Raw genomic sequence first — 24,726 nt, 5'->3', positions numbered from 1 at the left:
CCGGGGAGGGCCCCCTCGGCGAGCCAAGGGCCCGCCCGGCTTTCGCGCTCCCCGGCTTCCTTTTTCCCCTAGACCCGGGAAACGACTCCTCGGGAGGCAAAGCGGCCCCCCATTTTTCCGCCCGCGCCACCACTTCAGGTCGAGCCAGGGCGACACCGTTTAAATCAGGTTAAGAAATGCCTGGGGACGCTGTTGTTAAACTCATTCTGCTCGGCTACCCGGCGCTAAACAGCTCGAGGGTGATGTGGTCGGCCAGCAGCTTACCCGCGTCGGTTAAGGTGAGCACCTCGTTGGTGAGCCGGGCCCAGCCGTTGGCTTGCAGCTCGGCGAGGTAGGCGGCGCGGGTGGTGGCCAGGTCCAGGCCGTGGTGGGTGCGCAGGTGGGCCAGGTCGCAGCCACTCGCCGTGCGTAGCGTGGTGAGCAGGTACTCGTTGGCCCGGTCGGTAGCCGAGAGCGCATCCACGGTTACCGGTACTTCGTCGCGCTCGAGCACGGCGGCGACGTACTGTTGGTTGTGGGCCCGGGTGAACTGCCGGTTCTGGCCATCGTAGCTGTGGGCGCTGGGCCCCAGGCCCAGGTAGGGCACGCCGCGCCAGTAGTTGGCGTTGTGGCGCGACTCGCGGCCGGGCCGGCAGAAGTTGCTGATTTCGTACTGCTCGTAGCCGTGGGCCCGCATGGCCGCCAGCAGCAGCTCGAATTGGCTGGCTACGAACTCGTCGGGTGCAGCCCGGAACGTGCCCTTCCGTAAGCGGTGGCCGAAGGCCGTGCCTGGCTCGATGGTTAGCGCGTAGGCCGACACGTGCGGCACGTCCAGGGCAAAGGCATTGGCCAGGTCGGCCTCCCAAATGTGGTGGCCGGGGGCGGGCACGCCGTAGATCAAGTCGATGGAAATGTTTTCGAAGCCCGCCGCCTGGGCGCGCCGCACGGCCGTGGTGGACTCGGCGGCCGTGTGGGCGCGGTTCATCAGCCGCAGGTGGGGCTCGTAAAAGCTTTGCAGGCCAATGCTAAGGCGGTTGACGGAGGCGGCCCGCAACTCCCGCAGCTTGGCCGCACTCAGGTCGTCGGGGTTGGCTTCGAGGGTAATTTCGGCCCCGGGCGCCACCGAAAAGTGGCGGTGGATGGCCGTAAAAATCTGGTCGAGCTCCGCCTCGGTGAGCAGCGAGGGGGTGCCGCCGCCGAAATAAATGGTTTGCAGCAGCGGGCCGGGACCCAGGTAGGCGTGGCGCAGCTCAAGCTCGCGAACGATGGCCGCCACCAACCGGCTTTTCAGCCCCAGCGAGGTGCTGAAATGAAAGTCGCAGTAGTGACAGGCCTGCTTGCAGAAAGGGATGTGGAGATAAAGGCCAGCCATGAGGAGCGCCGACGCGGGACTATCCCGCGCCCGGGTAGCAGCGGAACAACGAGTGCCCGCCAGTTGTGTCAGTAAGCGGGGAATAAAGGTAGCGTACTCCGGCTGGTGGCTGGCTTGGCCCGGCATGTTACATAGCTGGCCAACTGAAATAAAGGCAGGATACTTCGGCTGGCGGCCGCTGATTAAGGCAGCACTATGGCTTCGTTCGGGCTAAATCGTCCGGGAGAGAAGTTTCGACCGGCCGCTGCAGGCTGAAGCAGCATCAGGTTGAGTAGCACCACTCGGCAACTTACCCGCGTTTCGGATGTGCAGTACGACACCTCCGCCTATGGACGGTAACCGGTAGAGGAACAAATCAGAGGATGCAACGCGATGGACAGCTGCCCCAGCCGTTGGCTGGTAGCTGGCACAAGCAGCTGAACGAGCTCTACAGTAGAGTAGCTTTTGTCCAACATTCACGGCAAGATAAATATTTCCCCAATGGGAAGCTTTCATTATTTTAGGTTATTTATAGAATTATTATTTAATTTTGTATCTATCATCTAGAGAGTGTGGACAGTAAGCGTTAGCTTTGGCGAATGCGGCGCCACGAATTAAGTGAACAAGAATGGAAGGTAGTCGAACCCCACACGCTGGGGCGGCTGAGTCGGGGCCGAGACAACCGCTTGTTCGTCAACGCGGTGCTTTACCGCGTGCGAACCGGTATTTCGTGGCGCGACCTGCCCGAGCGGTTCGGCCCCTGGAACACGGTGGCCCGGCGCTTTCGCCGCTGGGCACGTGCCGGGGTATGGGAAGCGCTGTTTCAGGCCGTGCAAGAGCCCGACTACGCCTGGGTGCTGGTGGATTCGACCATGGTCAAGGCCCATAAAGCCGCGGCAGGGCAAAAAAAAGTACGCCCGCAGCCGAACGGTTAGGCCGTAGCCGGGGCGGCTTTTCCACCAAGCTGCACGCCGTGGTCGATGCGCTGGGCAATTGTCTGCATCTAGTCCTGACGCCGGGCCATTGGGCCGATTGCACGCAACTGCCTGTGTTGCTGGCTGCCTTGCGCTAGCCACCCGGAGCCGTCGTCGCCGACAAAGCCTACGACACCAATGCCGTGTTGCAGGCTGTTGCCGCATACAAGGCTGAGCCCGTCATGCCGCCCAAAACCAGCCGCACCGAGCGGCGGGCCTATGACCAGAACCTGTATGCCGACCGCAACAAGGCCGAACGCTTCTTTGGCCGCCTCAAAGAAGCCCGAGGAGTCGCTACCCGCTATGAGAAAACCGCCGTTTCCTTTTTAGCGACCGCTCACCTACTGGCAGCCTTGGATTGGATACGCTAACTGTCCACACACTCTAACTAGGTATGGCAAAAAACGCTACTCGCTTGGTCTGTTTACTGGCCGGCATCCTTTGGCTCATTCCGTTGCTGGGACATACCCAGCCCACTCGCGGCCCTCAGCTTCCTACTATTCTTTCGCCTAGCCCTACGGTAGCTGCGCTGGGGAAATACGTGGAAGTCCCTGTTAGCACGTACACGGGGGTGCCGACTATTTCTATTCCGCTTTACGAAATCAAGTCTCGTGACATCACCGTGCCGATTAGCTTAAGCTACCATGCGGGGGGCAACCGGGTGGGTGAAGAAGCTAGCTGGGTCGGTCTGGGCTGGTCGTTACAGGCAGGAGGCGTTGTGGGCCACACGATACGTGGTCGGGATGATTTACTCCCAGGGTTAAATCAAAATAGCACTAACCCGATGCCAGATTTCGATTACCCGAGCACATATCCGGGCTACACTTCAGGTTGCTCGGGTTTTAAAGCTGGTGGCCGACCCGTTGACTACTGCTATGAACCGCCGAGCGTAGAAGCCGATTGGGAGCCGGACGCGTTTTTTTATAATTTCCTTTCTCAATCCGGAAAATTCGTTCTTGACCAGCAGGGCACACCCCAATTACTACAACAAGCAAAAGTTAAAATCGACTTGCCACCGGCTGCCGGAGGAGCGGGATTCACCATTCGAACGGCCGATGGCTTTCGGTATGAGTTCTTCGCCGCGGAATTCACAAGCTATATAAGCTCGGGCGGAGAGTCAAACGGCCAGAGCTGGTACCTAACCAAAATTGTTTCCCCCGCGGGGGAAGAAGTCACGTTTACCTACGCGCACGCGGCTACCTCCGTTTTTCAGGTCAGCTCTTTAAGCCAAGTTGTTACGATGGAGAGCGCGGGGGGAGCGTGCGCACCACCTGTTGGTGGCGCCTATACCACGCCCGCTGTCAACGAACTCTACCTTAGTCGTATTGATTTTCGCACGGGGTACGTCACATTCGAACGGGACGCGCAAACGCGCGAAGATTTGCGCAATGGCCAACGGTTACAATTCGTCAAAATTTATGAGCGCGGCTTGGCAGCTCCCATCAAAGAATTTGAGCTCGTCGCCAGCTATTTCGTAAGCCCTACCGAACAACAAGGCACTTTTAATTACTCGTATTCGGCCACAGAGCACGCTTATGCCGGGAAGCGACTACGGCTGGACCAGCTCATCGAACGAAGTGGTGGGCAAGCCAAACCGCCTCATCGATTTATTTATAACAGCCGCCCACTGCCCTATAAAACCTCTTACAGCCGCGACCATTGGGATTTCTTCAATGGCGCTGATAACCGCACGCTAGCTCCCGGCTACGAGGGCATAAGCCCCATCAGTAACCGACGCATAACATTTGCCGGAGCCAACCGAGAACCAAATCCGGCAACGGTGACCGCCAGCATATTGGAACAGATTCAGTACCCAACCGGCGGTAAAACCCGGTTTACGTACGAACCCAACGAGTACGGCAACATCCGTCCGGAAGATGAGCGCCCCTGGGTTACCCGGACGGTAACTGCCTACCAGCGCGCTTTTCCAACGGGATCCGTAGAAACGCAAGGTCCTGCAACGTTTACCCTTCAGCCAACCCCGGGAGTGATTGGCGGAAGTACAACGCTAAACGTGTCGGTGCGCCTAGAGATTCAAGGATGCAATCAGAGTTGCCGCGACGAGTATACCTACGTGCAACTGCGTCAGTTGGATGGCTCGTTCAGCTCCACCTGGTCGGTCGCTAATAGTGGAGTAGGGGCCTTCGCGGCAACGCTAAACGCACCCCCGGGTCACTATCAGTTATCGGCATCAGCCAGCATCGGAGACGTTTATAAGCTAGCTTTTATCTCCCTTGACATAAGAGAGCAAGCTTACGTCGCCACTTATAAAAAAGTGGGTGGGGGTGTACGGATAGCCTCCATTATAGACGAAGATGGCACCTCCGTAAACCCCGGCTTAATCCGGCGTTTTAACTATGACAAAACCGTGCGGGATGACTTAGGAACTCATCTATCCTCTCAGGGTATCCTGATGAGTCGGCCACGGTACCATCGGTATATGGTGATGCCAACCGGCGAAATACCCTGCCAAACTTTCCAATCAAGCTCTTCCAGCAACATTCAGTTGAGCAATACCGCCCAAGGCGCATTGGTTGGATACAGCCTAGTCGAAGAGGTGCGGGGCCAACAAGGAGAAGGCGGAAAGACAGTGTATCAATATTATAATCAAGAGGACTACGTATACGAATACCAGGAACGCATAGCGGGCGTACCAACCTTGCCTTACCCCTTGAACGGTTTCTTAGCCAGTCGAACCGACTACCGCCGTAACAACGGGCTTTTCTCCAAAATCAGTGAGGTAGCAGATTCCTACGAAGCCGTCAATGAAGTTCGCATTCGGGGGGTGGTGCGCGAACCCATCGCGGCAATAACTGAGGGCGGACTAGGTATTACCATTCGCTGCAGTGGTTGCAAATTTCCTCTCCACAGATATTATATACTCTCCCACTTTATTCGCAAGACTAATACGGTTGAGCGGCAGTATGACACGGCTGACGATACTCGTTTCCAGGAAACCAGCACCTCCTACTTTTACGATACCGGTAACAAGGGGCACCTGCAATTGAGTCGTACGGAAACCCAGCGCAGTGATGGCTCGACGCTGGTCACCAGTCTGACTTACCCGGGAGATTATACGGCCGTTCCGATAGGTGCATTGGCCGAGATGCGTAGCGATACCAAGTATCAACACAGTGCGGTTGTTGAATCCATTACGAGTATTTATAGCCCTCAAGAGACCTTAGCCCAGGCTAAAACCATTGGGGGTAGCTACACAGAATACGCGCAGCCGTCTTCCACCAGCGGTTTTTTGCCCGTAACCCAGCTGGCCTTGGAATTGGCGCAGCCGACGGCCAACCTTGGGGCCTCAGCCCCTAACCTGCCCCCCATCGGACGTTATGTGTCGAAGGCCCAGCTCCGCTACGACCTGATAACGGCGAACTTACAGCAGATTCAGAAAGCCCTGGATGCTCCAACTACATATCTGTGGGGCTACCGGAATGCTTTGCCCATCGCCATCGTGGAGAACGCTGCCTTCAGCCAAGTGCAGGCGGCGTTGTCGGCGATGGGTACGAGCGCTTCCGATTTGGGCCAAGTGACCAATCCGACTCAGCTGCGAACGTCCTTTACACAACTTCGACAGCGCCTGCTCCAAGCCCGCATCACCAGCTTCACGCATGCACCGCTGGTGGGGCTGACTTCCCAAACGGCGCCCGATGGGCGCACCACTACTTACGAGTACGACTTGTTCAATCGACTGCTACGCACCCGCGATGATCAAGGCCAGGTGCTCTCCCAGCACCAGTATCACTATGCCGGCCACTAAGGCCCGGCTCCCTCTTGTTCTTTCCCTCTGCTTTTTCGCTCCTTATGGCTGCTCTTTATTCTTTTCCGCGTACTGGAAATCGTTTGTTGATGAGCATTATATTTATCCTGGCCGCAGCCCTGGGGGCACAGGCGCAGGTCGTACCGGCGGAGCAGGGGCAGGTGGCCGACACGACCGAGCTGCGGGTGCTGCGCCAGCTCTACCACGCCACCAACGGCCCGCAGTGGACCACCCGCACCAACTGGCTCACGGGCACCACCCTGGCCCAAGCCGCCACCTGGTACGGGGTGACGGTCAGCCAGGGCGACGTGACCCAGCTCGTGCTGAATAGCAACGGCCTGCGCGGGCCCCTGCCGGCCGACCTGGGCCGGCTCACCCAGCTGGAGCTGCTGCAGCTGAGCCACAACCAGCTCACCGGCCCGCTACCCGAGCCCTGGGGCGGGCTCACGGCCCTGGCCAACCTGAACCTGTCCTATAACGAACTCAGCGGAGACTTGCCCGCCGCCCTGAGCCAGTGCACGCGGCTCAACTACCTGGACCTGGCCCACAACCGCTTCACTGGCTCGCTGCGACCGCTCGTGGGCCTGGTCAACCTGGCGATCACCAACGAAAGCGACAACCAGTTCAGCGGGCCCCTGCCGGCCGAGCTGGGGCAATTGACGCACCTCAATTATCTCTACCTGAGCAATAACCGCCTCAGCGGGGCGCTGCCCGCCACGCTTGGGGCCCAGAGCACCCTGTTCCACCTGACCCTGCACGGCAACCGGCTCTCGGGCACGCTGCCGGCGGCCGTGCTCACCCGCCCGGCCCTGCGCCTGCTCACGCTGGCCGACAACGAGCTGACCGGCGTCGAGGAGCTGGGCGGGGCCACGGGGCTGGCCGCCGACCTGAGCCTGGCGGGCAACCGGCTGGACTTCGCCAGCCTCGAGCAGCTCTACCAGGGCCCGGGCCAGCCCCGGCTGCACCTGATTGACGGGCGGGAGCAGCGCCCGCCGGTGGGGGTGGACACGGCCCGCTACCTGGCCGGGGGCGTGCTCGAGCTGCGGGTGCCGGGCCCGGCCGCCGCGCACGTCTACCGCTACCAGTGGCAGCGGCTGGTGGCCGGGCAGTGGGTGAACCTGCCCGGCGATACGCTGGCCACCAAGCGCTGGGAAGTGGCCACGGCCGCCGAGCAGGGCACCTACCGCCGAGCCGAGCACAACCGCTGGTTCACCGACGGGGCCCTGGCCCCGACCGAGCTCTACTCGGCGATGGTCTATGCCGACCTGCTGCCCTACCCCCCGCTGGCCCGCAACCGCCCCGACGACACCAACCGGGGCCCGGCCATCCTCCCCCTCCTCGCCGAGCTCATCGACTGGAACGCTCCGTCCCAGGGCGATGTGAACTTCGTGCGCACCTGGACCCCACGCGAGGCGCTGACCGACTCGAGTCGGGTGCCGCGGGCCCCGGTGGATTCGGTGACCGTGCGCACGGTGTACCTCGACGGGCTGGGGCGGCCCGTGCAGACGGTGCAGCACCAAGCCTCGCCCCAGCGGCGGGACCTGGTCCAGCCCCAGGCCTACGACGGGCTGGGCCGCGAGCCCCGCCAGTACCTGCCCTACCCGGCTGATCCGGCCCAGGCCACGGGCCAGGGCTACCACGTGCAGGCCCTGACCGCCCAGGCGCAGTTCTACCAGCCGACCGGGCTCGGGCCCCTGCCGGCCGACGACCCGGCCCGGGGGGTGGCCCCGACGGGGGTGGCCTACGCCGAAACCCTGTTCGAGCCCTCGCCCCTGAACCGGGTGCTGGCCCAAGCGGCGCCCGGCGAGAGCTGGCAGCTGACCAGCGGGCACGCGCAAGAGCGGCTGGAGCGGCCGAACACGGCCCAGGACTCGGTGCCGCGCTTTGTCCCGGGCTACGAGGCCCAGGACCGGGACCCCGGCTACCAGGGCTACTACGCCCCCGGGGAGCTGTGGGGGGTGCAGACCACCGACGAGCAGACCGGGCCCGGGGGTGGGGGCTACGCCACGATCGAGTGGAAAGATAAGCTCGGGCAGACTGTGCTCCGCCAGGTGGAAGGGGCCCGCACCGGCAGCGGGGCGGACACGCGGCGGCGCTGGCTGCGCACGGCGTATGTCTACGACGACTTTGGCCACAAGCGCTACGTGCTGCAGCCCGAAGCCACCAAGCGGGTGCTGGCCCTGGGCAACCGGCCCACCGCCCTGCCGGCCAGTGCCGTGCCCTTCCTGTTCCACTACCGCTTTGATGCCCGCGGCCGACAGATCGCCAAGCAGGTGCCGGGCACGGAGGGGGAGATGTGGGTGGTGTATGACCAGCTGGACCGGGCGGTGCTGAGCCAGGACGCGGCCCAGCGGGGGCGACGGGAGTGGAGCTGGAGCAAGTACGACGTGCTGGGGCGGGTCGTGCTCACCGGCCTGGTGACCTACGCCCAGACGGTGGACCGGGAGACGCTGCAGGCGCTGGCTGATGCCAACCGCGAGGCGGGGCAGCAGTACGAGCAGCGCACGAGCAACGGCAGTGCCTATGCCCACTTCTACACCACCGACCAGGCATTCCCGCGCCTGGGCCAACAGGGTTTCGGGCCTGGACAGGTGCTCTCGGTCACCTACTACGACGACTACAACTTCGATTCTGACGCCCAGGGCACGGCGGATGTGGCCTACGACCCGAGCCTGGACGGGCAGTTCGCGGCCGGCATGGCCCCGGTGGCCGACGTACTGCGGACCAAAAGTCTAATCACCCGCACGAAGACACGAGTGCTGGGCGTGGCGGCCAACGCTGCGGGTGCGTGGCTGACAACGACCACCTTTTATGACGAACGGGCCCGCCCCGTGCAGGTACAAGCAACCAACGCCCGGGGCGGCACGGACGTGGTGACCACCCGCCTGAACTTCACGGGCCAGCCGGTGCAGACGGTGAGCGTACACCAAGGCCCCAACCATGCCCCGGTGGTGGTCAGCGAGTTCTTTACCTACGACCACACGGGGCGGCTGCTGAGCACGCGCCAGCAACTGCCGGGCGAGGCCCAGCCCACGCCCATAGCCCAGGTGGCCTATAACGAGCTGGGGCAGTCGCTGACGAAGACCGTGGGCACGGGCCGCATGCGGCAAGAGGTGGACTACACCTACAACATTCGCGGCTGGCTGACGAGCGTGAATAACCCGTACGCGCCGGACCCGCGGGACCTGTTCAGCCTGAGCCTGCACTACGAGCGGGGCTTCACCCAAGGATATGAGCAGTATAACGGGAACCTGACGGGGCAGACCTGGCGGGGGCGCGACGGGGTGCAGCGGGCCTACGGCTACGTCTACGACCCGCTCAACCGCCTGCTCCAAGGCGACTTCGTGGCCCGACTCGGTGGGGCGGGCAGCCTAAACGGGGCCTGGCGGGCGGAGGAAGACCGCTACCGGCTCAGCTTCGTCAGCTATGATGACAACGGCAATATCGCCACGCTGCGGCGGCGCGGGCTGCTGGCGGGGGCCACGCGCTTGGCCCCGGCGCAGTACGGGCCGGTGGACGCGTTGACGTACCGCTATGCGGGCAACCGGTTGCTGGCCGTTGACGACCAGGTCACGAGCAACCAACTGCCGCGCCCCTGGGGCTACGAGGGGGCGCCGAGCTCGCTGGCGGGGGACTTCCAGGAGGGCGGCACACGTCTGGGCGAGGAGTATGTGTATGATGCCAACGGGAGCCTGACGCAGGACCGCAACAAGGGCATCAGCGGCATTGCCTACAACCACCTGAATCTGCCCCGGCTGATTCACTTCGGGCAGGGGGCGGACTCGCTGGTGTTCCGCTACTCGGCAGCGGGGCAGAAAGTGGCCAAGCTGGTGTATCAGACGGGCAAACCCGTGCAGCGGACGGACTACCTGGGACCGTATCAGTACGAGCAGGACAGCCTGCGCTTCTTCCCCCATGCCGAAGGGCGGGTGCTGCGCTGGGTGAGCCCCAGCAGTGGGCAAGTCCGCTACGAGCGCGAGTACACGCTCCAGGACCACCTGGGCAACCTGCGCCTGGCTTACCGCCTGGGGCAGATGCGCACATACGTAGCGGGCCTGGAGCCGGGCGAGGCGCAACGAGAGCGGCGGCAGTTCGACTCGCTTTCGGTCAGTGCGCCCGTGGCCCAGCCAGTGGGGGCACGTGCTCGCTCGGGCTCGTACGCGGCCCGGCTCAACGCGGGGGGCAGTACGCCGCAGCCGCTAGGTCCGTTGAAGCAGTTGGCCGTGCAGCGGGGCGATACGGTGAGCGTGACTGCGCCGGGGTTCTACCCGCAGGCCGTGCAGCATAACTTCTGGTTCTCGCTGGCTTCGTTCCTGACCGGGCTCTTGCAGCCCGCCCCGAGCCAGCCGACGCCGCCCGATGGCGTGCGTCGCGGGGGACTGCCGCTGCTGCAAGTAGGCGTGGCGGCGGGGCTGGCGGCGGTGCCGCAGCTGAGCGGGGGCGTGCCCCGGGGCTACGTGCGTTTGCTCGTGTTTGACGCCGACAGCAACCTAGTCAGCCAGCAGACCCAGCAGTTGAGCCAAGCCGCGCTCAACAACTATGAAAGCCTACGCTTGCAGGTTGTGGTGCCGCAGGACGGGTACGTGAGTGCCTATGTAGGCAACGAGAGCAATGTTGATGTTTTCTTTGACGACGTCACGGTTGAGCATCGCCAAGGACTACAAGTGCAGGAAAACCACTACGACCCGTACGGCCTCGATCTAGCTGGGGTGAGCAGGGCCACTCCTGGCCTGAAGCCGTTGAACCAGTATCAGTTCAATGGCAAGGAAAAGCAAGCGGATTTGGGAGTGGGGTGGTCGGATTACGGGGCCCGTTTTTATGACAACCAAGCCCCACATTGGACCAGCATTGACCCAGTGGCGGAGAAGATGTCCCGCTGGTCTCCCTACACGTTCAGTTTTGACAATCCGTTGCGGTTTCTCGATGCGGACGGGATGGCCCCGGGGCCCGCAATTACTGGAATTGGGATTGGAAGTGCACTTAGCACGGCGATGTCTTGGATGAGCTCCCAACTGCAGGCGCACACCGGTATTGGACGGGCTTATCAGGAACTCAACAGTTCGGAAAAAGCCCTGGCTACGGAGCATCCGCTGGATGCTGCTTTTGTCCATGGTAACCGGACCTACGTGGAATCCTTCCAAACCAAGATGATAGAATCTGGCATAGAGCAAGAGCCGAGCAACCCTTCAATGCCACGAGTAGATGGGGGCATCACCAACGCGTTTAAACATGGGTTATTTTCGGCCCTGAACGCGCAAGATGTAGGTCAGCAACGGGCCAAAGAATTTGGCGATGCTCATGAGGCAAATCCAGATAAGGCGGGCAACACCCAAATGGACTTGCGGAATAATGCGGTGGGCAGAGAGGTCGCCAAGCAGCATCCGGCCGCTCAACCCTCGGCTTTGGTGGGGCAGTTGCTCACGAAGGCCGTCGCCGGCAAGCTCACCGTTTTAAATGGCACCAACAAACCGGTCACCCTACAGCTAACGGGGGGACAAGTCAAACTGATCCAGGGCGTCATTAACCAAATGCAGAACCAAGAACAAGCCAGAGCCCGAGAGGAAGCGGCTAAACTGGAGCACGTTCGGTAGACTGTTCGCATCTTTAGTCTCCTGTCGGCAGGGCCAATTAGTAGTTTTTCAACGCTGCTCCATTTCGTATACTATGTTTTGCACCTTTCTTTTCTCGGTATGCAAGCGATTCAACCAACTATCGTTTGGGGCTATTTTTCCACGCCGCGGCCAACTCCGGACCCTTGCTATCGGGTGGGCGTTGCTGGCCCTGTCGGCCTGTAACTCGCTACCCGAGGAAAACCAAGTGCTTCGGAAGCGGGTTGCCCAGGCCATTGGTGCCGTTGAAGCCCGTCCCATCGGCGACAGCCTGACCATTGATGTGGCTCAAGTCGCCAACTTCCCCTGGGACACCCTCTATGTATTTCCCACCACTGCGGAGGTTGAACGCATTAGCCGCGCAATCGGAACGCCGTGGCCAGGGGGAGAGAACGTGCATGAAGATGACAACTTGTGGGTGTTCATGCACCAGGGACAAATTGCGGACTACGTATATTTCAGGGGGGTGAATAACGCCAAACTGCCGAATTTCGTAAAATTTTATGGCCATTTCCGTATTGGCCAGCTCTTTACACCCGCAACAGCGAAGTTTAAGGCCGTACGCCTCCCAATCAGTCCGGAATGGATCGATCTGTTTCCCCCTCAAAATAGGCCTGTACTTCGTCCCGGCTATGACCCCAAAGCCTATATTCCTTACTAGCACTTCATTCCTTCTATTTCTATGGTGAGCTAGACGAGGTGAGCAAGTAGGCGTGGCGGCGAGGCTGGCGTCGGTGCCGCAACTGAGCGGGGACGTGCCCCGGGGCTACGTGCGCTTGCTTGTGTTTGACGCGGACAGCAACCTGGTCAGCCAGCAGACCCAGCAATTGAGTGCGGCGGCGTTGAACAACTATGAGTCGCTGCGCTTGCAGGTGGTCGTGCCGCAGGACGGGTACGTGAGTGCCTATGTGGGCAACGAGAGCAACGTCGATGTTTTCTTTGACGATGTCACCGTCGAGCATCGCCAAGGACTACAAGTGCAGGAAAACCACTACGACCCGTACGGCCTCGATCTAGCTGGGGTGAGCAGGGCTACTCCTGGCCTGAAGCCGTTGAACCAGTATCAGTTCAATGGCAAGGAAAGGCAAGTGGATTTGGGAGTGGGGTGGTCGGATTACGGGGCCCGTTTTTATGACAACCAAGCCCCACATTGGACCAGCATTGACCCAGTGGCGGAGAAGATGTCCCGCTGGTCTCCCTACACGTTCAGTTTTGACAATCCGTTGCGGTTTCTCGATACGGACGGGATGGCCCCGGGGCCCGCAATTACCGGAATTGGGATTGGAAGTGCACTTAGCACGGCGATGTCTTGGATGAGCGCACAATTGCAGGCGCACACCGGTATTGGACGGGCTTATCAAAAGCTAAACGACTCGGAAAAAGCCCTGGCTACGGAACATCCACTGGATGCTGCTTTTATCCATGGTAACCAGACCTACGTAGAATCCTTCCAAGACCAAATGGCAGGATCGGGCATAGAGCAAGACCCAAGCAACCCTTCAAAGCCACGATTAGATGGGGGCATCACCAACGCGTTTAAACATGGGTTATTTTCGGCCCTGAATGCGCAAGATGTAGGCCAGCAACGGGCTAAAGAATTTGGCGATGCCCACGAGCAGAATCCAGATACTGCGGCCAAGGGGGGCAACACTCAAATGGACTTGCGTAATAACGCGGTGGGCAGAGAGGTCGCCAAGCAGTATCCGGCCGCTCAACCCTCGGCCTTGGTGGGACAATTGCTCACAAAGGCCGTCACCGGCAAGCTCACCGTTTTAAATGGCGCCAACAAACCGGTCACCCTACAACTAACGGGGGGACAAGTCAAACTGATCCAGGGCGTCATTAACCAAATGCAGTACCAAGAACAAGCCAGAGCCCGAGAGGAAGCGGCTAAACTCGAGCACGTCCGGTAGGCTGTTCGCATCTTTAGTCTCCTGTCGGCAGGGCCAATTAGTAGTTTTTCAACGCTGCTCCATTTCGTATACTATGTTTTGCACCTTCCTTTTCCCTTCATACAAGTGCTTCAATCAGCTATCGTTTGGGGCTACTTTTCCACGCCGCAGCCAGTTCCAGACCCTTGCTATCGGGTGGGCGTTGCTCACCCTGTCGGCCTGTAACTCGCTACCCGAGGAAAACCAAGTGCTTCGGAAGCGGGTTGCCCAGGCCATTAGTGCCGTTCAAGACCGCCCCATCGGCGACAGCCTGACCATTGATGTGGCCCAAGTCGCCAACTTCCCCTGGGACACCCTCTATGTATTTCCCACCACTACGGTGGTTGAACGCATTAGCCGCGCAATCGGAACGCCGTGGCCAGGGGGAGAGAACGTGCATGAAGATGACAACTTGTGGGTGTTCATGCATCAGGGACAAATTGCGGACTACGTGTATTTCAGCGGGTTTAACTATCAGAAACTGCCGAATTTCGTAAAATTCTATGGTCATTTCGATATTGGAGAACTCTTTACACCCGCAACAGCGAAGTTTAAGGCCGTACGCCGCCCAATAAGTCCGGAAGCAATCGACCTGTTTGCCCCTCGAAAACCCACTGTATTTCGTCCCGGCTATAACCCCAAAACCTATATTCCTTACTAGCTTCTTATGCTTTCTTGTTGCGATGGTGAGCTCGCTAGGTAAGCGAAGGCAAGTGATGGAGCAGATGCGGGTTACTGGCCGTTGACGACCAGGTAACGAGCAACCAACTGCCGCGCCCGCGGGGCTACGAGGGGGCGCCGAGCTCCCTAGCCGGGGACTTCCAGGAAGGGAGCACGCGCCTGGGCGAGGAGTATGTGTATGATGCCAACGGGAGCCTGACGCAGGACCGCAACAAGGGCATCAGCGGCATCGCCTACAACCACTTGAGCCTGCCTCGGCTGATCCACTTCGGGCAGGGGGCGGACTCGCTGGTGTTCCGCTACTCGGCGTCGGGGCAGAAAGTGGCCAAGCTGGTGTACCAGACGGGCAAGCCCATGCAGCGGACGGACTACCTGGGACCGTATCAGTACGAGCAGGACAGCTTGCGCTTCTTTCCCCATGCCGAAGGCCGGGTGCTGCGGTTCCTGAACCCCACCAGCGGGGCCGTGCGCCACGAGCGCGAGTACACGCTCAAGGACCACCTGGGCAACCTGCGCCTGGCTTACCGCCTGGGCAGGTGCGCACCTACGTAGCGGGTCTGGAGCCGGGTGATGCTCCGCGCGAGCGGCGGCAGTTCGACTCGCTCTCGGTCAGCCCGCCCGTGGCTCAGCCAGTGTGGGCACGTGCTCGCTCGGGCCAGTATGTGGCTCGGCTGAACGCGGGGGGCAGCACGCCCCAGCCGCTGGGTCCGTTGAAACAACTGCCCGTGCAGCGGGGGGATACGGTCAGCATCACGGCGCCAGGGCTCTATCCGCAAGCCGTGCAGCACAACTTCTGGTTTTCGCCCGCATCACCGCCCCAGGGCTAGGTTACCCAACATAACCATTCATATCCGGCTCGGCACTGGACAATACCTCTGTCACCCAGCTGAAACCACCCTGCTGCGCCACAAAAAACGCGGCCCATCCTCAGAAGATGGGCCGCGTTTTCTTTCAGGTGCCGAAGGTGCTTATTTCTTCTTCAAGCCCAGCTCGATCAGGCGCTCATTGAGGAATTCACCGGCCGTGATGTCGGCTTCTTTTTTCGGGTTATCAGGTGTCACGCAGTGCTCCAGGGCCGCCAGGCTCATCTCGGAGCGTGGGTGCATGAAGAAAGGAATGCTGTAGCGCGAGGTGTTCATCTTTTCGCGGGGAGGGTTCACCACCCGGTGGATGGTGGACTTGAGCACGCCGTTGGTCAGGCGCTGGAGCATGTCGCCCACGTTCACCACGATTTGGTCGGGCAGCGCGGTAATGGGAATCCACTGGCCGTCGCGACGCTTCACTTGCAGGCCGTCGGCGCTGGCCCCCATCAGCAGGGTAATTAGGTTGATGTCGCCATGCTCGGCGGCCCGGACGGCATCGGCCGGCACCGCATCCGGGTCTTCGATGGGGAAGTAGTGAATGGGACGCAGGATGCTGTTACCGTGCTTCACCTTGTCGTCGAAGTAGTTTTCGGGCAGGTGCAGGTACAGCGCAATAGCGCGTAGCACGTCTTGCCCCGCCGCTTCGAGGGTGCGGTAGGCCGTGAACGTGCTGTTTTTAAAGCTCGGCACTTCGGCGGGCCAAATGTTCTCGGGGTATTCGTCTTTGATGGGGTCGGTTTCGTCCTCTACCACCTGCCCCACGTGGTAAAACTCCTTTAAGTCGCCGGTGTTGCGGCCCTTGGCGTGCTCCTTACCTTTGCTGATGTAGCCGCGCTGCCCGGCCAGTTCCGGGTTCTCGTAGCGCTGCTTGGTTTCGTCGGGCAGTTGGAAAAAGGCCTGCACATCGGTGTACAGCTGCTTGGTTTGCTCGTCATTGAGGCCGTGGTTTTTCAGCGCTATAAAGCCAATGTTTTGGTAGGCCTCGCCGAGCTGCTGCACGAAGCGCGCCTTGCGCGACGGGTCATCCGACCGAAAATCGGCGAGATCTAGCGAGGGAATTTGGTCGAGAAGTTGGTCTTGCATGTTAAAATATAGATTGTACTTTGGGGCCGTTTAATCCCCACCGTGAGCGTCGGTGCAAGTTAAGCAAAACCCTGTGGTAGGGCTCCGACGTAAGCAGCGTGATTCACGCTACCATTTACATTTTCCTGAGAACTTTTTACATGAAACGCATCACTTGGCTGCTGGGCAGCACAACCATTACGTTGGCGCTGCTAGCCAGCTGCGAAACAGCTAAATCTTCTGCTAACGACGCTAGTTCCACCGACAGCAGCCCCGCTTCCACGAGCCAAGCCGGTGGCAGTACCAGCGGCAGCGGGGCCAGCAGAACCGAAAGCATGGAGTCAAATGGCATTCGCCTGACGCCCTTCGGCGACTCGCCCAAGTTTGCGGAGGCTCAGCTACGGCTCCAAACGCCCATCGCCATGTCCAGCGTACCCAGCGGCAACGTCGCCTTCGAATATACCGTCAGCAACTTTCAGCTCACCAAAATGAGCGGGGGCCCGCACATGGCCCAAATGGCCAACTCCATGAAGGGCCAGCACATCCATAACATCGTCGACAATCAGCCCTACACGGCCCACTACGAGACCAAGTTTACCAAACCCCTGGCCGACGGGCAGCACGTCGTGCTCTCATTCTTATCGCGCTCCTACCACGAGAGCCTGAAACACGCCGGGGCCTACGACCTCCGCATCGTCAACGTGGGCAGTGGCATGCCTCCCACCACGCCCATCATCGACCTCAAGGCCCCTAACCTCTTCTATAGCCGTCCGAAAGACACGTACTCGGGGGCCGATGCCAAGTGCATCATGTTGGATTTTTACCTCGTCAACACCACCCTGGAACCGGGCGGCAACCGGGTCCGGGCCACCATCAACGGGTCGGAGTTCCTGCTCGACCGCTGGATGCCTTACCAGATGGAAGGCCTGCCCGCCGGCCAGAACACCGTGAAGCTAGAACTCATCGACGCCGCGGGCAATCTGATTCCCGGCCCCTACAACTCGGTAACCCGGACGTTCACCGTAGCTCCGTAAGGCCTTACTGGCTGTCTTAGAGCGTCATGTGCAGCTGTTTTTACCCAGGTGCGCATGACGCTTCTACTTTCCAGGTGCCGCCGTTTGTCGTTCCGGCTCTACCTTGCCCGCCATGCCCCCCGCTCCTCCTAACGCTACCGCTGCTACGGCCCCGCCGGGCTCGTCGTCTCTGCTCACCCGCGAGCAGGTGCTACAAGCCCTGCGCCAGCTAGCGCGCGAAGGCCGTACCCTCCCGCCCAGCACCCTGTACGAGCTGGTGTACCGGGGGCGCCGCTACCCGCCTCGCGCCGTGGCGGAGCTGGCCTACCGGCTGGCCACCGGCAACCCTACGGCCCGGTGGCCCCGGCCGGGCGGAGCCGCCACCAACGCCCTGCTGGAAAGCCTCGACTTCACCATTAGCACGAAGCGGCCGGTCCTCACGCCAGGCTCGGCCCAGGATGGCGACGAAACCGCCCAGCAGCAAACCAAAGACCTATACACGGGCCTGGCTCACGAGGCCGACGAAGACAGCACCGCGGCGGAGCCCCTCGCCCCGTACGAGGCCCCGGCTTATACCCGCGCCGACGCCCTGGCCGAGCTGTTTGTTACCGAAACGGAACTGGATGCCGCCCTGGCGGGCTTGGCCCGCCGCCGGAATTTGCTGCTGCAAGGGCCCCCGGGCACGGGCAAAACGTTTCTGGCGCGCCGGCTCGCCTGGCTGCTGATGGGTACCCAGGAGGAAAGCCACCTCGAGCTGGTGCAGTTTCATCCCAGCTACGGCTACGAAGACTTTATGCTGGGCTTTCGCCCCGATGCCAAAGGCCGCTTTCACCTGGTGCCCGGGGTGCTGCCGCTGCTGTGCCAAAGGGCCACCGCCGACCCGGACCGACCGTATTTTTTGCTGATTGACGAAGTGAACCGCGGTAACGTGCCCCGCATCTTCGGCGAGCTGCTCCTGCTCCTGGAAGCCGACAAGCGCGGCCCGGCCCACGCCCTGCGCCTACCCTACGCCCCGCCCGAAGCCCCGCGTTTCTTCGTGCCCGATAACCTGTACGTTATCGGAACCCTCAACCTGGCCGACCGCTCCCTCAGTCCGCTCGATTACGCCCTGCGCCGGCGCTTTGCCTTCGTGGAGCTGCGGCCGCAGTTCGGGCCACCCCTCCGGCGGTTTCTGGCCGCCCGGCAAGTACCCAGCGCCCTGATCGAGCAGCTGTGCACCCGGCTATCGGCCCTCAACCAAACCATTGCCGATGACCCCGAGCTAGGCCGGGACTTTGAAGTCGGGCACAGCTATTTCTGCCAGCCACCACCCGAGCCGGAACAGGCAGCCACGTGGCTGCGGTTAATTATAGAGCAGGAAATTGGCCCGCTCCTGGCTGATTACTGGCGCGAGCAGCCGGCTACCGCCGCCGCGCAGCTACGCAAGCTGCTGGCCTGAATAGCCAAAGTAGCGACGCCTGTTTCTTTCTCTACAGGCCTTTTTTCCGGGTAAAACTCGCTCCGTCAAATTCGTGATACCCCTATCCACGCTTTACTATTTCCTCTGTTACGCCTGGAATCGCCTGCCCGAGCCCGCCGTGCTGCAGGCTACCGAGTCACTGCCGTTTCATCGGCCCCTGGCACTGCTGGCTCAGGTGCTGCTCCACGCCACCCAACGTTTGCTTAAAACGGGCCTGCCGCGCACGTTTGAACCCCAGGAAACCGAGCTGACCAGTGTGCGCGGTCGCGTTGAGCTGGCCCCCAGTATGAGCCAGGGCTTGCTGGAGCGAGGCCGCGTCGTTTGCACCTTCGATGAGCTAAGCCCTCATTCTCCCTTGCACCGCCTGCTGGCTCAAACGTTGGCTACCCTGGCCAGAGCGGCTACCTTGCCGCTGGCCCTGCGCCGCGAAGTAAGTCAGGTACGCCGCCGATTCCCCGCCGCGCTCACCACTGGGTCGGCCGCTGCACCTACGGCGGCTACGTTTCGGGAGCTCCGTCGGCAGCGGCCGAGCAGCCAGGCGGCGTTGCTATTGCACGTGTGTGAGTTGGTGTGGCAAACCGCCCTGCCCGAGCCCACTGCCCGGGGCCGCAGCCGCTTCATCGATTTTCGGCGCGACGAAACTCTAATGGCGCGCTTGTTTGAACAGTTCACCCGCAACTTCTTCCGCCGCGAGCAGCGCCGCTACCGCGTGTACGCCGAAACCATCGCCTGGCAAGCCGAGGGCCAGGCCAACGACCTGGCCCTGCTGCCTACCATGCTCACCGATATTACCCTCGACGCGCCCGATCGCAAAATCATCCTCGACACGAAATACTACGCGGCGGCCCTGCGTCCGCGCTACGACCGGCAGCGCCTCATCGCGCCCCACCTCTACCAGCTCTACGCTTACTTACAAAACCAGCGGCCGGCGCCCGGTCAAACGCTGGAAGGCATCCTGCTGTACCCCGCAGCTACCCGGTCCATCGACTTGCGCTACACCCTGGGCGGGCACGCGGTGCGAGTCGTCACCCTCAATCTGCACCAGCCTTGGGTTGGTATCGCGGCCGATTTGCTGAGCCTGATAGAGTAGAGCCGGCTTTTAATAGATTTTAGCCCCTTCGAGGCCCGTTGGCGCGAGGATAGATTACCTTGAATCTAGGCAAAAAACAGCCCGGACCTTCCAATAGGAAAATCCGGGCTGTCTTAAATGAGCTTGACGCTGGCACCAGCCAGCAGCCAATTACTTCTTCTCTTCGGTGGTGGTAGTAGTGGTGCCAGCAGCGGGAGCCGTTGCGCCAGCAGCAGGAGCAGCTGCACCAGCAGCGGGAGCCGTAGCGTCAGCAGCCGGAGCCGTAGTAGTGGCAGCGCTGTCAGTGGTCGTGGTGGTCGTGGTAGCCTCGGTGCCAGCAGCAGGAGTCTCAACAGTAGTAGTCTCTTCGGTCTTTTTCGACTCGCACGACGACAGACCAGCGGTCAGGGCCAGGCCCAGGGCGGCAACTTTGAACAGGTTGTTCATTTTTGAGGGTAATTTTGAAAATGGGTTAGCTAAAAAACACCCTTTATCCTGGCTTATCGAAAAGGTAACCCGGCCAAGAAAAATATTTTTTCAGCGGGTTACTTGTGGCCCGCCCCTGTATTAACGGCAAAAGATGAATGAGTAGGGGCAATTCGATATCCTCTTCTTCGACTCCTTCCGACGACGCGCTGATTGCCGCTATTCGCGGTGGCGATGAGCGGGCCTTGGCTCACCTTTACCGGTTGCACTGGCCGATGGTGTCGCACTTCGTGCTGCAAAACAGCGGTTCGGAGGACGATGCCCAGGACGTGTACCAGGAGGGCGTGATGGTGTTTTATGAAAAGCTGCGCGATGGCTCCCTGGAGCTGAGCTGCCAGATTAAAACCTACCTCTACGCCGTGTGCCGCCGGTTGTGGCTCAAGCGTCTGACGAGCAAAAGCCGCTTCGGCGTGCGCTTGCTCGACGACGAGGAGCACGGCCCCTACCTGAATACGGGGGCCGAGGAAGACTTGCTCGCCGCTGAGGAACAGGACCGCCGCTTTACCACCATGAGCGAGGCCCTGAACCACTTGGGCGAACCTTGTCGTTCCTTGCTGGAAGGATTTTACCTGCTCGATAAATCGATGCAAGACTTAACCGCGGAATTTGGCTACACCAACCCTGACAATGCTAAAAACCAGAAATACAAATGCCTGGTCCGATTGAAAAAATTATTCTTCGCCCACTATAAAGAAGCACCTATCTAACGTTTTTAATAATTAGTTGTGAGTTGTCAATTGCTAACTAAGACGGCTTCTACTACTATTAAACTATTGATGATCAACTAACACCAAAAACTATTGGCTGACAATTACGAGATGATGACCGAAGCAGACTATTACGCCTTATTTGAAGCCTACGCGAACGGCGAGCTGGCCGGGCCGGCCCGCGCCAATCTCGAAGCGCGCTTGGCGGCCGACTCTGCCTTGGCCCTGCGCTATACCGACTTCACCGAGCTGACCAGCACTTTGCGCGCCTATGGTGAGCGCCAAAACGTGCGCCAGCAGCTGCGGAGCATGCACGCGGCCATGCTGGCGGCCGATACCGCGCAAGAGTATATCGCTACTCCCCCGACCGAGAAGCCGGCTACGCTAACCTATTCGGTGAATCCGATGCTGCGCCTTTCGCGCACCGAGCAGAAGCTGCGCGAATTCTGGAACGGCCACCGCGCTACCGTGGGCGTGGCCGCTTCGGTGGCAATTCTGGCCGTGTTCAGCACCTTGCTGGGCCTGGAGTGGTGGCGGGCCGCTAACACCAAACCTTCGCTGTACGGCTACACCGTGCTGAGCCGGGAAGTGGAGCGTATTAAAAAGAATCAGAAAGACCTGTTGAATCAGGTCGACAAGGCTGGGGCGGGTATCGTGGTGCCCAAGGAGAACAAAGTCAGTGGCACCGGCTTCGCGCTGACCTCAGACGGCTATCTGGTGACGAGCTATCATGTTATTCAGGGGGCCGACTCGCTGTTAGTTGAAGGCCGTGACCGGCAGCGCTACCACGCAGAGCCCGTGTATTCCGATGTGAAGCACGACCTGGCTATTCTGCGCATTACCGATAAAAAGTTCCTGGGCTTCGGCCGCCTGCCCTACGCCATCAAGGCCGGGGAGGTGGATTTGGGTGAGCGGGTATTTACGCTGGGCTACCCGCGCGAAGACGTAGTGTACGGCGAAGGCGCCCTGAGTGCCCGCTCGGGTTTCGAGGGCGACACGGCGTTCTACCAGGTCAGCGTGCCGGTGAATCCCGGTAATTCGGGGGGGCCCTTACTTGATGAGCGCGGCAACCTTATTGGCGTGGTCAGCGGACGCCAGAACGATGCGCAGAATACGGCGTTTGCTACCAAGTCGTCCTATCTGATGCGCCTGGTCGATTCGCTGGCCGCCGCCAAGCCGGTCGCGCCCTACCATCTCCCCCGCTACGGCCAGTTAGCTTACGCTCCCCGGCCCCAACAAATCAAAAAGCTGCAGGAGTTTGTATTCATCGTAAAGGTGTTTGAATAAGCGGTACTCCCGGCACTTGTCGGGCGGTTTTCAAAGGCCTGTTTCTTCACGGAGGCAGGCCTTTGCTTCTTCCGGGCTCCATTAAAAAAGCTGCTAATACCTTCGTTCCGAAAACAAGCTCCTGGCGCTGCCTTGTGGTTTACCGACGGCGACCTTCTGAACAACCCAGAACCCCGAAAATCAGTATTTAACCTCGAGTATTGCCCGCTACCCCTTTCTTCTTTTTGCATTCATTAACTCCGCACTCCGTGGCTCAAAAACAACAAACTCCCCCCACCGGCAACGACGTTGCCGGCTCGGTCCTCTTCAAGAAGTTTCTGCGGACGGCCGAAGGCTACATCCGCCAGCCCACCCGCCTGAAGAAGCTGCTGACGGATGCCTACAACAAAGCCAGCGAGAAAAATGACGTAGGCACGTTGGCTCACGAAGCCTGGGAAACGCTCCAAACCATGTTCCGGCTTATCAAAGCCTCGATTTCGGGCGAGTACACGGGCGTCCCGGGCACCACCATCGCGGCGGCAGTAGCGGTGCTTATCTACTTCCTGAGCCCCATCGACTTAATCCCCGACTTTATTCCGGTGCTGGGCCTGCTCGATGACGTTGCCCTGGTGGCCTGGTTTTCGACCACGCTAAAAACCGAGATGGACAAGTTTCACGAATGGGAGCTGACTCGCCCCGCGCTGGCCGTAGCAGGCAATCCCGACGCTGAGGACCACAAGGCCGCCGCCGAGCAAATGGCGGCCTCCATGACGAGCAGCCCGGCAACTCCGGCGGCCCCCGCTGACCGGGCCCAGTTGGCCCAGGAGTCGGCCAAGCACGCCGGTATCACCAATCTTCCAGCGGCGCCGAATACCGATTCGGGCCTGGGCACGCCCGAAAGCAGCAGCCCCCGCCCCGTCCACGAAGTCGGCCCCGATGCTCAGCCCACGGGTGCCACCAGCGGCCCTACCGTGCGGGCCTGGGAAGGCAGCCGTAACGCCACCGATGCCAGCAACCTCGACACGGGCGGCAACGTGCGCTAACTTCTTAGCGGGTTGGATGCTCCAGCCCACCCGCCAAAGGCTGAGCCCTACTCTAAACGATAAAACGGAAAAGACCCCGGCCAAAAAGTGACCGGGGTCTTTTCCGTTTTAATAACTGATTTTACGCCTTAAAAGGGAACAAAAGAACTAGGCTCGAAGGATGGGTTATTACGTAGCAAGGGCATAGCAGGAAACCCGGTTAAATTGTATTTATATTATTATATATTAATTCTCGCCTATCCGTGATGCTTGAGCCATTCTTCCAACCACTGGCCTCCCACTTTGGGGTACCCATTGCCATCGGCCAGAATATACCAGCTAAAATCCAGGGCTATCCAGTACCCGTCATCGTAGCTAAACATTTTATTTAGCCACTCTGCGGCTAAGGTATAGCTTTGCAGGTGAGCAAACGGGTGGAGGTAGTACAGGCGGGTATCGCCTCGCTGCAATAAGTGCTTCGTAAGGGCATCAATGGGTAGATCCATGTATAGACCGCTTCGCTGCTTACCCCACTTATCCTGGAAAGTACTCCATACTTCCCGATACTCGGGTTGGGTAAGCACCCGGCGGAATGGCACGGGCGGAGTATCCACCCTGGTAGCTGCCGTCTGTAAAAGTGCGGTAGCCTGCTCACCTGCTTGGTCAATGAAGGATTGCACGAGTCGGTCGTCCGCTTCCTGAATCGCTCGGGGCACTCGCCTGGCATAATGCTGTTGGCAATACACTTGGGTGCTTTGCACAATCCATTTAAGTACCTCCTGCGCCTCCGCTTCCGAAGAGAAATCATCTGGAGTATACTGCTCGGCCTCCGTTAAGAACTGTGACCATACGTACCATTGCACAAACGCGTGGATGTCCCGGCCGGCGCTGGGTTCCGCAGCGGCTATCCGTTCTAAACAATGGTAACGAAAGGCTTGGTGTAAGACCGTACTACTCATGTACGTACTGGCTTTGTATTCATTCGCGCTTGGGAAATGCATTCGCCTGGGTCTAGGCACTGACGAAAAGCCTCAAGCACCTGCTGGTGAAGCGCCGCGTAGTTGCTTACGTAGCCTTCTAGTGCCCGGAAATATCGTACGTAACCGAAGATAAAACGGAAAAGACCCCAGCCGCCTTTTGGCCGGGGTCTTTTCCGTTTTATCAGCTAGGGTTATTTATGCCGCGGCGGCGTGGTCACGCACGTAGCGCACGAAGTCGCCCACCGTGTAGAGGGGTACCTCGTCGGGGATAACGATGCTGAAGTTGCGCTCTAATTCCAGGATGATGTCGACGACATCCACCGTATCGAAACGCAGGTCGCGGGACAAGCTGGCGGTTTTGCGCACGCGGCTGGCCCGAATGGCCTTACGCTTGCTGATGATGCGAAAAACCTGCTGCTCAATGGAGGCGCCGGGGGCTGAAGTAGTGGCGGAAACGTACATAATGGCTGCGAAAAAAGGGATATCAGGTAGCAGGCGTCGCGCGGCG

The 24,726-nt window shown here is 60.2% G+C and carries 18 protein-coding genes and 2 pseudogenes; 15 read left to right on the top strand and 5 right to left on the bottom strand.

The annotated features are described in order from the left end of the window. Nucleotides 1-214 precede the first annotated feature (214 nt). Nucleotides 215-1,351, bottom strand: a complete 1,137-nt coding sequence (gene hemW, locus IC235_RS21020; RefSeq protein ID WP_191007184.1) for a radical SAM family heme chaperone HemW — start codon at nt 1,349-1,351, stop codon at nt 215-217. Nucleotides 1,352-1,929: 578 nt separating this feature from the next. Between hemW and IC235_RS22330 the strand changes: the two genes are divergently transcribed. From IC235_RS22330 to IC235_RS20980, 9 genes and pseudogenes are all read left to right on the top strand, one after another. Beyond that, nucleotides 1,930-2,265 carry an IS5 family transposase gene (locus tag IC235_RS22330; RefSeq protein ID WP_223847461.1) on the top strand — a complete coding sequence of 112 codons (336 nt, stop codon included), beginning with the start codon at nt 1,930-1,932 and terminating at the stop codon, nt 2,263-2,265. A 158-nt stretch (nt 2,266-2,423) separates the two neighbouring features. Further along, nucleotides 2,424-2,675: pseudogene (locus IC235_RS22325) on the top strand (transposase); the annotation flags it as partial. Nucleotides 2,676-2,698: 23 nt separating this feature from the next. Next, nucleotides 2,699-6,070, top strand: coding sequence for an RHS repeat protein (locus IC235_RS21010; RefSeq protein WP_191007183.1), 3,372 nt, complete (start codon nt 2,699-2,701; stop codon nt 6,068-6,070). A gap of 89 nt (nt 6,071-6,159) precedes the next feature. Continuing rightward, complete coding sequence (locus IC235_RS21005; RefSeq protein WP_191007182.1) at nt 6,160-11,661, top strand: DUF6443 domain-containing protein; 5,502 nt, start codon at nt 6,160-6,162, stop codon at nt 11,659-11,661. Between the two features lie 73 nt (nt 11,662-11,734). Beyond that, the gene (locus tag IC235_RS21000; protein ID WP_191007181.1) at nt 11,735-12,340 is read left to right on the top strand and encodes a hypothetical protein; all 606 of its coding nucleotides are present in this window, start codon (nt 11,735-11,737) and stop codon (nt 12,338-12,340) included. A 121-nt stretch (nt 12,341-12,461) separates the two neighbouring features. Then, entirely contained in the window at nt 12,462-13,592 is a 1,131-nt protein-coding gene (locus IC235_RS20995) for an RHS repeat domain-containing protein (RefSeq protein ID WP_317173627.1), read from the top strand. A gap of 73 nt (nt 13,593-13,665) precedes the next feature. Next, nucleotides 13,666-14,271: a hypothetical protein gene (locus tag IC235_RS20990; RefSeq protein WP_191007179.1), complete on the top strand. Its 606-nt coding sequence runs from the start codon at nt 13,666-13,668 to the stop codon at nt 14,269-14,271. A gap of 194 nt (nt 14,272-14,465) precedes the next feature. Next, nucleotides 14,466-14,843, top strand: coding sequence for a hypothetical protein (locus IC235_RS20985; RefSeq protein ID WP_191007178.1), 378 nt, complete (start codon nt 14,466-14,468; stop codon nt 14,841-14,843). Further along, nucleotides 14,828-15,118 (top strand): hypothetical protein, encoded by a 291-nt coding sequence (locus tag IC235_RS20980; RefSeq protein ID WP_191007177.1) that lies wholly within the window; start codon nt 14,828-14,830, stop codon nt 15,116-15,118. Before IC235_RS20985 ends, IC235_RS20980 begins: the two co-directional genes overlap by 16 nt. A gap of 141 nt (nt 15,119-15,259) precedes the next feature. Here IC235_RS20980 and IC235_RS20975 read toward each other — a convergent pair whose 3' ends face one another. Then, the gene (locus tag IC235_RS20975) at nt 15,260-16,237 is read right to left on the bottom strand and encodes an isopenicillin N synthase family dioxygenase (protein WP_191007176.1); all 978 of its coding nucleotides are present in this window, start codon (nt 16,235-16,237) and stop codon (nt 15,260-15,262) included. 140 nt (nt 16,238-16,377) lie between these two features. Between IC235_RS20975 and IC235_RS20970 the strand changes: the two genes are divergently transcribed. The 3 genes from IC235_RS20970 to IC235_RS20960 all read left to right on the top strand — a co-directional run bounded on the left by IC235_RS20970 (nt 16,378) and on the right by IC235_RS20960 (nt 19,778). Continuing rightward, nucleotides 16,378-17,250, top strand: coding sequence for a hypothetical protein (locus IC235_RS20970; RefSeq protein WP_191007175.1), 873 nt, complete (start codon nt 16,378-16,380; stop codon nt 17,248-17,250). 112 nt (nt 17,251-17,362) lie between these two features. Further along, nucleotides 17,363-18,667: an AAA family ATPase gene (locus tag IC235_RS20965; protein WP_191007174.1), complete on the top strand. Its 1,305-nt coding sequence runs from the start codon at nt 17,363-17,365 to the stop codon at nt 18,665-18,667. Between the two features lie 73 nt (nt 18,668-18,740). Beyond that, nucleotides 18,741-19,778, top strand: coding sequence for a 5-methylcytosine restriction system specificity protein McrC (locus IC235_RS20960; RefSeq protein ID WP_191007173.1), 1,038 nt, complete (start codon nt 18,741-18,743; stop codon nt 19,776-19,778). 150 nt (nt 19,779-19,928) lie between these two features. Here IC235_RS20960 and IC235_RS20955 read toward each other — a convergent pair whose 3' ends face one another. Further along, nucleotides 19,929-20,204 (bottom strand): hypothetical protein, encoded by a 276-nt coding sequence (locus IC235_RS20955; RefSeq protein WP_191007172.1) that lies wholly within the window; start codon nt 20,202-20,204, stop codon nt 19,929-19,931. A gap of 137 nt (nt 20,205-20,341) precedes the next feature. Here IC235_RS20955 and IC235_RS20950 point away from each other — a divergent pair, with 137 nt between their 5' ends. The 3 genes and pseudogenes from IC235_RS20950 to IC235_RS22910 form a co-directional block, all read left to right on the top strand. Then, nucleotides 20,342-20,950: an RNA polymerase sigma factor gene (locus tag IC235_RS20950; protein ID WP_191007171.1), complete on the top strand. Its 609-nt coding sequence runs from the start codon at nt 20,342-20,344 to the stop codon at nt 20,948-20,950. A gap of 93 nt (nt 20,951-21,043) precedes the next feature. After that, nucleotides 21,044-22,237 carry a S1 family peptidase gene (locus tag IC235_RS20945; RefSeq protein WP_191007170.1) on the top strand — a complete coding sequence of 398 codons (1,194 nt, stop codon included), beginning with the start codon at nt 21,044-21,046 and terminating at the stop codon, nt 22,235-22,237. A 449-nt stretch (nt 22,238-22,686) separates the two neighbouring features. Beyond that, nucleotides 22,687-22,848: pseudogene (locus tag IC235_RS22910) on the top strand (YkvA family protein); the annotation flags it as partial. Nucleotides 22,849-23,495: 647 nt separating this feature from the next. Here the strand turns inward: IC235_RS22910 and IC235_RS20935 are convergent. Further along, nucleotides 23,496-24,197, bottom strand: a complete 702-nt coding sequence (locus tag IC235_RS20935; RefSeq protein WP_191007169.1) for a hypothetical protein — start codon at nt 24,195-24,197, stop codon at nt 23,496-23,498. A 216-nt stretch (nt 24,198-24,413) separates the two neighbouring features. Further along, nucleotides 24,414-24,680 (bottom strand): acyl carrier protein, encoded by a 267-nt coding sequence (locus IC235_RS20930; RefSeq protein WP_191007168.1) that lies wholly within the window; start codon nt 24,678-24,680, stop codon nt 24,414-24,416. Nucleotides 24,681-24,726: the final 46 nt, after the last annotated feature.

The sequence above is a fragment of the Hymenobacter montanus genome, from assembly GCF_014699115.1.
In the GTDB taxonomy this organism is placed as follows: domain Bacteria; phylum Bacteroidota; class Bacteroidia; order Cytophagales; family Hymenobacteraceae; genus Hymenobacter; species Hymenobacter montanus.
Note: the sequence above shows the minus strand (reverse complement) of the source record. Positions and strands in the feature narration are given on the sequence as shown.